This window comes from Mangrovibacter plantisponsor (assembly GCF_003182475.1).
In the GTDB taxonomy this organism is placed as follows: domain Bacteria; phylum Pseudomonadota; class Gammaproteobacteria; order Enterobacterales; family Enterobacteriaceae; genus Mangrovibacter; species Mangrovibacter plantisponsor.
This window is the reverse complement of record NZ_QGTS01000004.1, coordinates 1-12,642: the sequence shown is the minus strand read 5'-3', so window position 1 is coordinate 12,642 and position 12,642 is coordinate 1. Positions and strand designations below refer to the sequence as shown.

The following is a 12,642-nucleotide window of genomic DNA, read 5'->3' as shown; positions in this document are numbered from 1 at the left end:
GGCATTCTACGGCAAACGGACCCTACATCCAATGATTGTTCCGCCTGGCTTAGGTGAAAAACGCCATATTTAAACTACGTTTAATCAAAGCACCTTGTTATGACAGAAGGATGCACAGTAATTGATCCACAACCAGAAGATTATTTATTGACGATTGCCCGGAAAAAGTGACCTGAAACAATATTTTGCTTTTATGGCTTCGTGATAATGAAACCACAGAGAGTGAGGGTGACTACATGGATAAATTACTTGAGCGTTTTTTGCAGTATGTTGTGCTGGATACGCAATCAAAGCCGGGCGTAAGGCATGTGCCCAGCACAGAAGGCCAGTGGAAATTATTGCAGCTGTTAAAAGCGCAAATGGAAGAAATGGGCCTGCAAAATGTCACGCTCAGTGAGCATGGAACAGTGATGGGGACACTGCCCGCAAATGTGGCGCAACCGGTTCCTGCTATTGGGTTTATATCCCATGTGGACACAGCGCCTGATGCCAGTGGCAAAAATGTGAATCCGCAAATTGTTGAGAACTACCGGGGTGGTGATATCGCACTGGGTATGGGCGATGAAATTCTTTCTCCTGTAATGTTTCCCGTGCTACACCAGTTGCTGGGCCAGACGCTGATTACTACCGACGGCAAAACGCTGTTAGGGGCAGACGATAAAGCAGGCGTGGCTGAAATTATGACGGCACTGGCTGTACTTAAGGGCAAGAACATTCCTCATGGTGATATTCGCGTTGCTTTCACGCCCGATGAAGAAGTAGGCAAGGGCGCAAAGCATTTTGATGTCGGGGCGTTTGATGCCCGCTGGGCTTATACCGTTGATGGCGGTGGCCTGGGGGAGTTAGAAGCAGAGAACTTCAATGCGGCTTCTGTGAACATCAAAATTGTTGGCAACAATGTGCACCCGGGCACCGCTAAAGGGGTGATGGTGAATGCGTTGTCACTGGCTGCACGTATCCACGCAGAAGTCCCGGCGGAAGAAGCGCCGGAAACAACCGAAGGCTATGAAGGGTTTTACCACCTGCATTCAATGAAAGGCACGGTTGAACGGGCGGATATGCAATACATCATCCGTGATTTCGACCGTAAACAATTTGAAGCTCGCAAACGCCGCATGATGGATATTGCGAAAAAAGTGGGTAAGGGCCTGCACCCGGACTGCTATATCGAACTGACCATTGAAGACAGCTATTACAATATGCATGAACAGGTGGCTGCGCACCCGCATATTGTTGAGCTGGCTCGCCAGGCCATGCTGGACTGTGATGTTGAGCCAGTGCTGAAACCGATTCGCGGTGGCACAGATGGCGCCCAACTGTCTTTCAAAGGGCTGCCTTGCCCTAATTTGTTTACCGGTGGGTATAACTACCACGGCAAACATGAATTTATCAGCCTGGAAAGTATGGAAAAGGCGGTCAGTGTTATTGTGAGAATTGCGGAACTGACCGCACAACGTGGGGAATGAAAACCCCGGCATGACCGAAGCCGCGCGCACTATTCTGCCTGTGTGCGCGGCTCTTGCGTTATTCGGCTTCGAAATACCAGTAACCGCTGTTTACCAGCGTTGTCAGCATTGCCAGGAATGACGGGTCTTCCAGGGCATCACCCAGCTTATCTTTCCCAATTGCCAGGTTATCTGCCAGTGCGAAAAGTGCCTGCTGGTTGGGGCTGTGCAGTTTCTCGCCGTTGACGAACACCGCATCATTAATGCGCAACACGCGCAGCCCTCCCGGGCGGTTCAATTCTTCACCCTGCTGGAGCGCATCGTACACCTCATCGCTTTGGTAAGGCGGTTCAGGTGGCACGATCTCCAGTTCATGGCGAGACTGGCTGATAAATTCACCAAACCAGCTATTGAACTGGTCTTCATCATTAACCAGCGCCAGCATCATGGCACGAACGCCATCAAGCTCTGAGGGTAAAATCTCTGCCGGATGGGCCCGGGAAGGGACATCGGGGTCTTCAAAGCGTTTACCGCCCAGTTCACGTTGCAATACATGGTCTGCAAACCCACTGATTAATTCGCGCCCGCTCGGCGCCCGGAAACCCACTGAATAGTTCAGTGCATTTTCCAGCGAATAGCCTTCATGGGGAAAACCGGGTGGGATGTAGAGAATATCACCGGGCTCCAGCTCTTCATCAATAATGGCAGTGAAGGGATCTACCTGCAGAAGATCAGGGTGTGGGCAATGCTGCACCATCGGCGTTTTGTCACCCACCCGCCAGCGGCGGCGGCCTGTTCCCTGAATAATAAACACGTCGTACTGATCCAGGTGCGGCCCCACACCGCCACCAGGTACGGAGAATGAAATCATCAGGTCATCAATTCGCCAGTCAGGTAGCGCGCGAAACGGGCGCATCAGTGCCGCACTGGGTTCATGCCAGTGATCAACCGCCTGAACCAGCAAAGACCAGTTGGTTTCACCCAAATGATCAAAGCTTTCAAACGGCCCGTGGCTGACTTGCCATTGCCCGTCATCGTGGCTGACCAGGCGGCTGTCAACTTCACTCTCCATGGCCAGCCCGGCTAATTCGTCGGGGGAGATTGGGTCAATAAAGTTTTTCAGCGCTCGTTTAAGCACTACCGGGCGTTTTTGCCAGTAGCGCTGAATAAAGTCGGGCCAGTTTATATCTGCGTGGTATTCCATATTTGTTCCTGAGGGCGATGACCTTGGCGGATTATAACGGATGATGATGAGGATGCACGGTGAACTGTAACGTTTTTTTAATAGAACTGGTCGGTTGTGACACCATCCTGGCGGCGAAATAGTATCCTCATTGACAGGCCGCCAAGGTGGCTTTCTGCCAGGCGGATATCCCCGTCATATTGCTCAACAACATCCTGAACAACAGCCAACCCGACCCCCTGGCCTGGGCGGAGAGTATCAATACGCTGGCCGCGCTCGAACACCCCGGCCCGGCGAGCTTCCGGAATACCTGGCCCGTCATCATCAACAACGACAACCAGGCCTTCATCGCAATGGCTGGCCCGGACTTCGACAAACTCCAGACAATACTTACAGGCGTTATCCAGCACGTTACCCAACACTTCCATGAAGTCATTTTTTTCACCAATGAAAGCCACTTCGGGGGAGATATCCAGCCGAATATCCACCCCTTTGATTTGATAAACTTTGTTGAGTGCCGATGCCAGGCTGTCAAGAATTGGTGCTACCGGGTGAAGTTCACGGTTCAGCAATACTCCGTTGCCCTGGACGCTGGCACGATGCAGGTAATAACCAATCTGGCCGGAAATACGGCTGATTTGTTCGAGCATAATGCTTTCCGCCTGGCTGACATCCATTTTCTCTGTACGCAGGGCTCGAAGGGTGGACTGCAAAACAGCCAGTGGGGTTTTCAGGCTGTGAGTGAGGTCAGTAAGTGTGGTGCGATATTTGGTATAGCGCTCGCGTTCCGATGTCACCAGTTGGTTCAGATTGCGTACCAGACTGGTCAGCTCACGTGTGGTTTCCGGGTTAAGGTGTTCACGATGGCGGGATTCCAGTTCCCGTACTTCGCCTGCAAGGGATTCGATGGGGCGCAAACTCCAGCGCGCGGCCAGCCAGAGCAGGGGAATAACCAGCAGTATGTTGGCAACCAGCACATACATGAACCAGTTCCAGACCTTGTTTGCGCGCTTCAGCTCCACCGGAATGGCATCGACAACTGCAATGGTCAACGCTGGTAACGTAGCGGTTGCCGGGTAGCGGTTAATGGCAACTGAGTGCGTCATGGAGGCACTGTTTTCATCGTCATGCAACGTTTGCAGGGCTTGCTGCATTTCGTTGTTGTTGCTCAGCAATGCCCGGCTGGCGCTCAGCGATGATTCAATTTCATGGAAACCGTCAGACTTAAGCCACTCCGGGCGAATATTATCTTTTACCCAGGATACCTGGCGTTGCTGCCAGAGCAATTTGCCGTGTTTATCGTAAATCATGGCAAGGGTTGGGCTTTGCGCATCCAGCTCAGGAGGAAAATCAACTGTCAGTTTACCGTCACTGAAGTGAACAAACGTGTAATACATATTGCTTTCGCCACGTAGCAGGCGGAAGGTATTTTTATCAAAACTGACTGTATAGCCAGCAATGGCGACAAAGCCGTAGGCCAGCGACAGTATGGTGACGACTGCCGCTGTTGCCAGCAAAAAGCGCAGGCGCAGGGAGAGGGGGAATAACCACGTGTAAACGCGTTTCATGGCACCAGTTCAAAACGGTAACCCTGGCCCCGTACCGTGATAATGACTTCACCTGCATGTTGTGACTGTATTTTTTTACGTAACCGCCCCATTAATACATCAATAGTGTGGCTTTCTCTTAATTCTGCATCCGGGTACAGTTGCAGCATTAATGCTTCTTTACTGACAACCTTTCCATTATTACGAATTAACATTTCCATAATGGTATATTCAAAGGCGGTTAGCTTGATAAGAGTGCCGTTAATGGATAATTCCCGGCGAGACAAATCAAGGTGAAAAGGTGCCAGAGTGATAACCTGCGATGCCAGGCCACTGTTTCTGCGCATTAATACCTGCATTCTGGCAACCACTTCTTCCAGGTGGAAAGGCTTGGTCACATAGTCATCTGCTCCGGCACCAAGCACTTCAACTTTTTCCTGCCAGCTCTCACGCGCAGTGAGCACCAGAATAGGGAGCGTAATATGCTCACTACGCCAGCGGCTAATCATTGATACGCCGTCTTCATCCGGAAGGCCAAGGTCAACAATGGCAATATCCGGCACATGTTCTTTCAGGAAGTAATCCGCTTCTTTGGCATCTTCCGCTGAATCAACCTGATGGCCCAATTCACGCAATTGAACTTTCAGGTGATGGCGTAATAACGCGTTATCTTCCACAACCAGTACGCGCATTGGTAGTCCTCATAACTTCATATAACCAGGCTTATTTCATTTTACCATTTTCGCACAGAAGGCGAATTTATTGAAACAGCTTCATGGCAAAGCGGCTCTGGCAAAATAACAGGGAGATTGTACGTGACTTATTCCGGCGTGCAGGGTGAGAAGTGTAAATATTTGCAGGGATTCTGCCCGTGAAACGGATAAGTAAATAAACGCGAGTTAAACATAAATGATAAAGGTGAACGCCACCAGGTGGCAGCGTTCACACTGGACTGTTATTTCAGGTCATCCACCATTTGAATGGCGCGGCCAATATAGTTAGCCGGGGTCATCGCTTTGAGGCGGGTTTTTTCTTCTTCCGGTAATTCCAGACCATCAATAAACTGTTTCATCCCTTCTGCATCGACACGTTTACCACGGGTTAATGCTTTCAGTTTTTCGTATGGCTGTTCAATACCATAACGGCGCATCACTGTCTGAATAGGCTCTGCCAGCACTTCCCAGTTGTGATCCAATTCTTCCAGCAGGTGGTCGCGGTTTACTTCCAGTTTGTTGATGCCTTTGAGCGTGGACTGCCAGGCAATAAGCGCATAACCCACACCCACGCCGAGGTTACGTAATACGGTGGAGTCTGTCAGGTCGCGCTGCCAGCGAGAAAGCGGGAGCTTGCTGGCCAGATGTTGCATAACCGCATTTGCCAGGCCCAGGTTACCTTCTGAGTTTTCAAAATCGATAGGGTTAACCTTGTGTGGCATGGTGGATGAGCCAATTTCACCCGCGATGGTTTTCTGTTTGAAGTGGTTCAGGGCAATGTAACCCCACACATCCCGGTCGAAATCAATCACAATGGTGTTGAAGCGGGCAACACAGTCAAACAGTTCAGCAATATAATCGTGTGGTTCAATCTGCGTGGTGTACGGGTTCCACTGAATCCCCAGAGACGTGACAAATTCTTCGCTGAATTTATGCCAGTCGATATCCGGGTAAGCAGCCAGGTGTGCATTATAGTTACCTACCGCACCATTAATTTTACCCAGAATCTCAACCTGTTCTAACTGGCGGTACTGGCGCTCCATACGGTAAGCGACGTTAGCCATTTCTTTACCAATGGTGGATGGCGTAGCAGGTTGACCATGAGTACGCGATAACAGCGGAATATCACGGTATTGCTGTGACAGGTCTTTAACCGCATCGATAATTTTACGCCACCACGGCAGGATGACTTCAGCGCGCGCGGTTTGCAGCATCAGCGCATGAGACAGGTTATTGATATCTTCAGATGTGCAGGCAAAGTGAATAAATTCAGAAACTGCATGCAGTTCAGGGACTTCGCTGACTTTCTCTTTCAGGAAGTATTCCACAGCTTTAACATCGTGGTTCGTCGTGCGCTCAATCGTTTTGATTCGTGCCGCGTCTTCTTCATTAAAGCCGGCGACGATATTGTTGAGGAAATCGTTTGCGTCTGCAGCAAAAGCAGGAACTTCCTTGATCGCTGTGTGTGCGGCCAGCTTCTGCAGCCAGCGAACTTCGACCTGGACGCGGAATTTCAGCAGACCGAACTCGCTGAAAATAGCGCGCAGGGCGCTGACTTTATCACCGTAGCGTCCATCAACGGGGGAAACGGCGGTCAGTGAGGATAATTCCATCAGTAGTAACTCCTGAGAGGTTAACATTGAGCAAGAATTTGCCGTGCCTGTGTGGACAGGCGATTTCGGGAAAACATAAGTTGCAGGCGGCTACCGCCTGACTGGCGCCACAGCACTGCAGCGCGGATACCGGCGAGCAGTGTGGCGCGCACTTTAGCCTGCACTTGCGAGCTTTGCAGCACGGCAGGCGAACCGGTAACCTGAATGCGCGGCCCCAGTGGACTGATAACATCCACATAAATACCGGCCATTGCGCTTATTAAGGTATCGGACATGACATCAAAATGATCCAACTGGCGTTGCAGCCCCTGAATACGTTCACCGAGTGTGTTCAGTGCATTCGCGTTAGCGGAGAGCTTTTTCTCCAGCACCACCAGGCTCAGCGTATAACGGGTAATATCAGCAACAATACCATGGCGCTGGCCTGCATTAAGCACACCCAGTAAGGCTTCGAGCCCGGGTTTCAGGTTGGCTTCCTGGCCGCCATAGACCGCAAGCATAGATGGTGGGTTGAGGTCGAGCACACTGTTTAGTGAGACATGTAACGCATCCGTGTCACAATGCCCCTGGTGGGCAAGTTGTTGCACTAACATTGCCGCCTGGCTGACGCCCGCAAGCGCCAGAGTAATGTCATGATATTGCTTAGCCACGCAAACTCCTTTCTTTTGTGCAGCGGGAATGATTTACAGAGGAATACGTTGTTCTATTACCCCACCGCCCAGGCAGATTTCTCCGGTGTAAAATACCGCAGACTGGCCAGGGGTTACTGCTGCAACCGGTGTGGCAAAGCGCACTTCGATCCGGTCGTCATCCAGAGGGGTGACGGTGCAGGGAATATCTTCCTGGCGGTAACGTGTTTTTACTGTGCATTCCAGAGGCGCAGAGAGTGGTTCACGGGATACCCAGTGTAACTGCTGCGCAACCAGCCCTGTGGACATCAGGCGTGGGTGTTCATGGCCCTGGGCCACAATCAGAATATTGTTGGCAACGTCTTTATCCACCACATACCACGGGTCTTCGCTACCTTCTTTTGTACCACCAATCCCCAGCCCTTTACGCTGGCCGAGTGTGTGGTACATCAACCCCTGGTGTTGACCAATTTCATCGCCATCAACGGTGATGATTTTCCCTGGCTGTGCAGGTAAATAGCGGCCAAGGAATTCACGGAATTTACGCTCGCCAATAAAACAAATACCGGTGGAGTCTTTTTTCTTCGCGGTGGCCAGGTCCAGTTCTTCAGCGATTTTACGGACTTGTGGTTTTTCCAGTTCGCCTACCGGGAACAGGCTTTGCGCGATTTGTTCATGGCTTAGTGTATAAAGAAAGTAACTCTGGTCTTTATTGCCATCCAGACCACGCAGAAGCTGGCTTTTGCCGTTGGCATCAGCACGGCGTACATAGTGACCCGTTGCGATATAATCGGCACCAAGATCTTCTGCTGCAAATTCAAGGAACGCTTTGAATTTGATTTCTTTATTACACAGAATATCCGGATTTGGCGTGCGACCTGCTTTGTATTCAGCAAGGAATAACTCGAAGACATTATCCCAGTATTCGGCTGCAAAATTGACCGTATGCAGTTCAATACCGAGCTTATCACAGACTGCCTGCGCATCTGCGAGGTCTGCAGCAGCCGTGCAATACTCCTCGCCATCATCTTCTTCCCAGTTCTTCATGAACAGGCCTTCCACCTTGTACCCTTGTTGCAGTAACAGGTAAGCGGAGACGGAAGAGTCAACACCGCCGGACATCCCGACGATTACTTTTTTCTGGCTTTCTGACATGGAGATACTCACGACTATCAACTTCGAAGCGGCGTATTCTAGCACGCGCCGAACCGTTAGGCATCCTTTGTGAACGGCCAGTTAAAAGCACCAAGTAATGCCAGCGGATAACGTTCGCCTTTGCGATAACAGTGCAGGCTTTCTGCAACCAGCGGTGAGCGCAGATTTGTGGCCTGTAATAAGGTTTGTTCATCCACCCACAGGCAGCGGTCAATATCACTGTCGTGCGGTTCTGTTGGGCATATTTCAGGCAAATCAATAGCGAACAGGAAACGTAAAAACGGTGTGTTGTCCGGTGCTATCCATTGGTGCAGTTGTAAAAAATGCTGTGGCCTGGCAATGATACCGGTTTCTTCATACAGTTCACGTTCTGCTGCTTCAACCAGTGTTTCACGTGCTTCCAGATGCCCGGCAGGCTGGTTCCAGGTCGCTTTGCCGCGCACTTTTTCTTCAACAACTAAGAACTTGTTTTCTGCCTGAACAACACAGGCGACAGTAACATGGGGTTTTAGCATGGTATTCTTCCTTCACATTAAGCGGGTAGCTCCCGCCACTCCCCACAGGGAATATTTTCCAGTGTATAAGGCCCTATTGCGTAGCGAATCAGGCGCAGAGTAGGGAAGCCAACATGTGCAGTCATGCGGCGCACCTGGCGGTTGCGGCCTTCATAAAGCGTGATTTTAAGCCAACTGGTTGGTATGGATTTTCGCTCACGGATGGGTGGATTACGCGGCCAAACCCATGAGGGTTCGGTAACAAGCTCCGCCCCGGCTGGCAAGGTTGGACCATCTTTTAGTGTAATGCCATTGCGCAGGGCTGCCAGTGCGGCTTCATCGGGCTCACCTTCCACCTGTACAAAATAAATCTTACCGGTTCGCTTACCAGGTTGAGTTAGTGCCGCCTGTAATTTTCCATCGTTGGTTAACAGCAACAGGCCTTCGCTGTCTCGGTCCAGACGCCCGGCTGCATAGATGCCCGGCACGGAAATATAGTCTTTTAGTGTCTGGCGACCAGATTCATCAGTAAATTGAGGGAGGACATCATAAGGTTTATTGAAGAGAACAAGCCGTTTTGGACCAGCTGGTTTGCTATTTCTGGTGCCTTGTTTTGAGCTGAATCGTTTATCCTGGTGATTTCTAAAAGAAGTTTTATTCATGGTATTTTCAGGTAAGGTTGATTCACGCATTATAACGTAAACATAAGTGCCTGGCATGGCGTAAAACATTCAGGTAGTATTGATGCGCCATTACAAATTATTAACAAAAGAGTAACCAGAAGCGCTCGAAGGAGAGGTGAATGGAAAGCAAAGTAGTTGTTCCGGCGGAAGGTAAAAAGATCACCCTGCAAAATGGCAAGATTGACGTGCCAAATAACCCGATTATTCCATTTATTGAAGGTGACGGTATCGGGGTGGACGTTACGCCAGCAATGCTGAAAGTGGTCGATGCCGCTGTCGCAAAAGCCTATAACGGTGAGCGTAAAATTTCCTGGATGGAAATTTATACCGGCGAGAAATCTACCCAGGTTTACGGCCAGGATGTCTGGCTGCCACCTGAAACACTTGATCTGATTCGTGAATACCGCGTTGCCATCAAAGGCCCTCTGACTACCCCAGTTGGCGGCGGTATCCGTTCCCTGAACGTTGCTTTGCGCCAGGAACTTGACCTGTATGTGTGCCTGCGCCCGGTGCGTTATTATCAGGGCACTCCAAGCCCGGTAAAACACCCTGAACTGACCAACATGGTTATCTTCCGCGAAAACTCCGAAGACATCTATGCCGGTATTGAGTGGAAAGCCGACAGCGCAGATGCTGAAAAAGTTATCAAATTCCTGCGTGAAGAAATGGGCGTGAAGAAAATTCGCTTCCCTGAACACTGCGGTATTGGTATCAAACCTTGTTCTGAAGACGGCACTAAACGCCTGGTGCGTGCTGCTATTGAATACGCAATCACAAATGATCGCGATTCCCTTACGCTGGTGCACAAAGGCAACATCATGAAGTTCACTGAAGGCGCCTTTAAAGACTGGGGCTACCAACTGGCTCGCGAAGAGTTTGGTGGTGAACTGATTGACGGCGGGCCGTGGGTGAAAATTAAAAACCCAAATACTGGCAAAGACATTATTGTTAAAGATGTAATTGCCGATGCCTTCCTGCAACAGATCCTGTTGCGCCCGGCAGAATATGATGTTATCGCTTGTATGAACCTGAATGGCGACTACATTTCTGACGCGCTGGCGGCTCAGGTTGGTGGTATCGGTATTGCTCCGGGTGCCAACATTGGTGATGAATGTGCTCTGTTTGAAGCAACACACGGCACCGCTCCAAAATATGCAGGCCAGGATAAGGTAAACCCGGGTTCTGTGATCCTGTCTGCAGAGATGATGCTGCGCCACATGCAGTGGTTCGAAGCAGCTGACTTAATCGTTAAAGGTATGGAAGGTGCAATCGCTGCCAAAACCGTAACCTACGATTTCGAACGCCTGATGGATGGTGCTAAACTGCTGAAATGTAGCGAGTTTGGCGACGCGATTATCGCGAACATGTAATCTGCGTGGCAGGTTAGTGAAGAACGGGAGCCAGTGGGTTCCCGTTTTTTTATGGCTTCGTAAATTCTTCTGCAAAATCCCTGCAAAACTCTTCTGCAAAACCGGTGAAAAATTACACTGCAACAACCAGCCAGTTCTTGCCTCTGTCATCGTGGTACTTGTCTGTCTGAGCCTGGTTTTTATGCCCTAACAGGTGTTGTGTATTAATACCCTGATCTCGATAAAGGCGTTCAGCCAGAGAACGTTGTTCGTGGAATGTCGGTGGCGTTCCATTTTTCCATTGAAGGCCGCTTTTATCCCGGGCATTACTGAAACCGGAGGTGATGGTTTTTTCAGATACGGCCCCACCCCGTTTAGCCTGAGAGGTTGTGTGATGGTGGTGGATAATATGCGGACTCAATATTTTATCCCTGCACCGTACTATTACCTGCTCAAGGGTTGTATCTATTGCTTCACATTTAAGACTCAGGGGAATAGCTAATTTAGTTCCTGTTTTACTTTGTTCAATGTGCAAATAACCATCCCATATATCACTGAATTTCATTCGGGCTATATCACCAAGCCGTTGGCCGGTAACGAGTGCAATAAGCATCGTATTTTGAATATAACGGGGCATGCCATTCGCTGTTTCGAAAATAACTTTCCACTCTTCTATATTGAGCCGCTCTCGTTGAACTTTATTCCTTGGCTGTTTCGTCGCCTGAGCTGGGTTATATCCGGGAGGAACTTCACCAGCATGCTGTGCTTCTTTGTAAACATCAATTAGCACCATACGAACAATCTGGGCCATACGGTGTTGTTCCCGTTGTCGATATTCATCAAGCAGGTCAGCGATGTCGCGGACATTTACTTCATCGACTGGCTTCATTCCATAATGTTCAAGAAATGATTTCAGTGGTGCCCCTTTCTGGCGATATGTGTTCATTTTAATTTCGCCACACTGTAGCCGTTCTTCCTGAATCTTCATGTACCTGCCAATCCATGTCTGTACGGTGATACTTTTCCCTGAGTGCCTGCTGATTTCATCCCGGGCCTTGATGAGCTGCTTCATTTGCCTTTCAGCAAGACGTGAATTGGCTTCTATCGCAATTTCACGGGCCGATTTTTCATCGGTGCCGAGCCCATGGAATTTCCCGGTCACAGGATGCTTATAACGCCAGTACACTTTTTTGGTACGCGCATCGGTAAAGCATGACAGTCCCGGGATATCCACGTTGTATTTACGTGGTCTCGCCATCTTCCAGTATTCTCCTGAGTAAAGGGTGATCGCTCGAATGAACGTCAGGTTTTACTGTCATGCCAACATAGCGAGCCGAAGGCTCAACCCGCCATTGTTTCCCCACTTTGACCGGGGGCGGGAAGATCATCCCGTTTTTGGCATACTTGCTCAATGTTGCACTGGAAGGAACGGGAGCCCCGAACTCTTCCTTTGCCCATTCTGTAAGTAGTATAGATCTGGCCATTATTACCCCCTTTGTGACGACCGGCTGCACCCGGCCATTAAATTACTGCTGGTTTTAAAATTCGCTGCCAAATAGCTGGTGGCCACTTTCATTCCAAAACCAGCACTGCTAAGTAACCAGCAGCCAGAATGAACGCCACCACCATAAATCCCATGAAAATAAGAGCTCCCGGGGAATAGTTCATAAGCGGTTTAGGTTGGCTCATGCGATACCTGCCTTTTTACGTTTATCAGTGAAGTTCTGGCACTCAATACACATGGTGCAGCCAGGAACGGCTACACGGCGCTTTTCTGGAATAGGTTCGCCACAGCCTTTGCAGTGAGTTGCGGAAATAGCACTGTGGTTAA

General features: G+C 49.9%; 13 protein-coding genes. 2 read left to right on the top strand and 11 right to left on the bottom strand.

What is annotated here, in order from left to right; all coding sequences use genetic code 11:
- The first annotated feature begins 236 nt into the window (after positions 1 to 236).
- Positions 237 to 1,466 carry a peptidase T gene (gene pepT, locus DES37_RS06895; protein WP_036108335.1) on the top strand — a complete coding sequence of 410 codons (1,230 nt, stop codon included), beginning with the start codon at positions 237 to 239 and terminating at the stop codon, positions 1,464 to 1,466.
- A gap of 58 nt (positions 1,467 to 1,524) precedes the next feature.
- Here pepT and DES37_RS06890 read toward each other — a convergent pair whose 3' ends face one another.
- The 8 genes from DES37_RS06890 to rluE form a co-directional block, all read right to left on the bottom strand.
- Entirely contained in the window at positions 1,525 to 2,649 is a 1,125-nt protein-coding gene (locus DES37_RS06890) for a ribosomal protein uL16 3-hydroxylase (RefSeq protein WP_110025337.1), read from the bottom strand.
- A 77-nt stretch (positions 2,650 to 2,726) separates the two neighbouring features.
- Complete coding sequence (phoQ, locus tag DES37_RS06885; RefSeq protein WP_110025336.1) at positions 2,727 to 4,196, bottom strand: two-component system sensor histidine kinase PhoQ; 1,470 nt, start codon at positions 4,194 to 4,196, stop codon at positions 2,727 to 2,729.
- Positions 4,193 to 4,867, bottom strand: coding sequence for a two-component system response regulator PhoP (gene phoP / locus DES37_RS06880; protein WP_110025335.1), 675 nt, complete (start codon positions 4,865 to 4,867; stop codon positions 4,193 to 4,195). Before phoP ends, phoQ begins: the two co-directional genes overlap by 4 nt.
- Before the next feature lie 263 nt (positions 4,868 to 5,130).
- Positions 5,131 to 6,501 carry an adenylosuccinate lyase gene (gene purB / locus DES37_RS06875; protein ID WP_110025334.1) on the bottom strand — a complete coding sequence of 457 codons (1,371 nt, stop codon included), beginning with the start codon at positions 6,499 to 6,501 and terminating at the stop codon, positions 5,131 to 5,133.
- 20 nt (positions 6,502 to 6,521) lie between these two features.
- On the bottom strand, positions 6,522 to 7,151 hold the full coding sequence (gene hflD, locus DES37_RS06870) for a high frequency lysogenization protein HflD (RefSeq protein ID WP_110025333.1): 630 nt from the start codon (positions 7,149 to 7,151) through the stop codon (positions 6,522 to 6,524).
- Between the two features lie 33 nt (positions 7,152 to 7,184).
- The gene (gene mnmA / locus DES37_RS06865) at positions 7,185 to 8,285 is read right to left on the bottom strand and encodes a tRNA 2-thiouridine(34) synthase MnmA (RefSeq protein ID WP_110025332.1); all 1,101 of its coding nucleotides are present in this window, start codon (positions 8,283 to 8,285) and stop codon (positions 7,185 to 7,187) included.
- Between the two features lie 56 nt (positions 8,286 to 8,341).
- Positions 8,342 to 8,800 carry an NUDIX domain-containing protein gene (locus DES37_RS06860; protein WP_110025331.1) on the bottom strand — a complete coding sequence of 153 codons (459 nt, stop codon included), beginning with the start codon at positions 8,798 to 8,800 and terminating at the stop codon, positions 8,342 to 8,344.
- A 17-nt stretch (positions 8,801 to 8,817) separates the two neighbouring features.
- The gene (rluE, locus tag DES37_RS06855) at positions 8,818 to 9,471 is read right to left on the bottom strand and encodes a 23S rRNA pseudouridine(2457) synthase RluE (protein ID WP_036108791.1); all 654 of its coding nucleotides are present in this window, start codon (positions 9,469 to 9,471) and stop codon (positions 8,818 to 8,820) included.
- A 110-nt stretch (positions 9,472 to 9,581) separates the two neighbouring features.
- Between rluE and icd the strand changes: the two genes are divergently transcribed.
- A complete protein-coding gene (gene icd, locus DES37_RS06850) occupies positions 9,582 to 10,832 on the top strand; it encodes an NADP-dependent isocitrate dehydrogenase (protein WP_110025330.1) in 1,251 nt (416 codons plus the stop codon).
- 112 nt (positions 10,833 to 10,944) lie between these two features.
- Here the strand turns inward: icd and DES37_RS06845 are convergent, their stop codons facing one another.
- The 3 genes from DES37_RS06845 to DES37_RS06835 form a co-directional block, all read right to left on the bottom strand.
- Positions 10,945 to 12,069 (bottom strand): phage integrase Arm DNA-binding domain-containing protein, encoded by a 1,125-nt coding sequence (locus DES37_RS06845; RefSeq protein ID WP_110025329.1) that lies wholly within the window; start codon positions 12,067 to 12,069, stop codon positions 10,945 to 10,947.
- Positions 12,053 to 12,295, bottom strand: coding sequence for an excisionase (locus tag DES37_RS06840; protein ID WP_110025328.1), 243 nt, complete (start codon positions 12,293 to 12,295; stop codon positions 12,053 to 12,055). Before DES37_RS06840 ends, DES37_RS06845 begins: the two co-directional genes overlap by 17 nt.
- Before the next feature lie 201 nt (positions 12,296 to 12,496).
- Positions 12,497 to 12,628, bottom strand: coding sequence for a TraR/DksA C4-type zinc finger protein (locus DES37_RS06835; protein ID WP_281271475.1), 132 nt, complete (start codon positions 12,626 to 12,628; stop codon positions 12,497 to 12,499).
- Between the last annotated feature and the right edge of the window lie 14 nt (positions 12,629 to 12,642).